The sequence below is a fragment of the Psychrobacter sp. ASPA161_9 genome, from assembly GCF_051970275.1.
Classification (GTDB): Bacteria; Pseudomonadota; Gammaproteobacteria; order Pseudomonadales; family Moraxellaceae; genus Psychrobacter.
On record NZ_JBEFNI010000024.1, the window covers coordinates 1 to 1,005 of the forward strand.

At 42.6% G+C, this 1,005-nt stretch carries 3 protein-coding genes; all 3 read left to right on the forward strand.

Going from position 1 to position 1,005, the window contains the following annotated elements:
• Positions 1–372: cyclic pyranopterin monophosphate synthase MoaC (moaC, locus tag ACTQ9S_RS13745; protein ID WP_440455271.1), on the forward strand; the 372-nt coding region annotated here is incomplete at its 5' end.
• A 92-nt stretch (positions 373–464) separates the two neighbouring features.
• Positions 465–746: a MoaD/ThiS family protein gene (locus ACTQ9S_RS13750; RefSeq protein WP_440455272.1), complete on the forward strand. Its 282-nt coding sequence runs from the start codon at positions 465–467 to the stop codon at positions 744–746.
• A gap of 35 nt (positions 747–781) precedes the next feature.
• The coding region (locus ACTQ9S_RS13755; RefSeq protein ID WP_440455273.1) for a molybdenum cofactor biosynthesis protein MoaE at positions 782–1,005 on the forward strand (224 nt) is incomplete at its 3' end.

Consider the following 1,005-nt stretch of genomic DNA (forward strand, 5'->3'; position numbering starts at 1 on the left):
CCAAGCGCGGTTTATAAACAAATCAAAGCCGCTGATGGTATGACTAAAAAAGGCAGCATTACCCAGACGGCTCATATCGCAGGCATCATGGCAGCCAAGCGCACCCACGATCTTATTCCACTATGTCATCCATTACCATTAGATAAGATAGGTTTAACCTTTGAATATGACGATGCGCTGAATAGTATTATCGTCAGTGGCACTGTAAAAGTCACGCATAAAACTGGGGTCGAGATGGAAGCCTTAACGGCTGTGAGCATTGCTTGCCTGACCATCTATGACATGACTAAAGCCATATCGCATGATATCGTTATTGATAACGTGCGTTTAGTTAAAAAAACGGGCGGTAAGTCGGATTATAGTCATGCTTAAAAGAGTAAATACGTTTTGGCAACCAACGATATTATGCAAGATCTTATGCAATAGAGCTAAAGCTGGATAGTTTGACAAGAATGGAGAATATAATGAGTACTTTAGATGTGGCAACCAATACCGAAACAACGATGAATATCAACGTCTTATACTTTGCCAGTCTAGCCGACGAAGCCAACTGTCAACAAGAAACTGTCAGCGTGCAGCAGTCGACCTCATTAACTGAGCTATACGAACATCTGACCCAAAAGCATCGTTTTAGTCGTCCGCAGACAGAGCTGCGCGTTGCTGTGAATGATTACTTTGCTAAATGGACAGACCAGATCAATGATGGTGACAGTGTGGTGTTTATCACCCCAGTCGCTGGTGGTTAAGTCAGGGTTCTAAAAACAATAGATAGAGACAACACATGATAGATAATATACATAGCCACTCAATGACCATTAAGCGTAGCGTCGATGACGTATATGCAATCGCAGAGCGCGATGGCTTTGCTTTATTAGACGTTGCTATAGATGAAGACAGACTTAAAAACACCCTTGATGATGATAGTTGCGGTGCTTTCGTCTGCTTTGAAGGTCGCGTACGCAATCATAATAATGCTACCAGTGTTGATCGCTTGACTTACTATGG

Bases quoted from the DNA above. Each gene is read 5' to 3' on its own strand.
- ACTQ9S_RS13750 (WP_440455272.1), top strand. From the start codon at position 465: ATGAGTACTTTAGATGTGGCAACCAATACCGAAACAACGATGAATATC.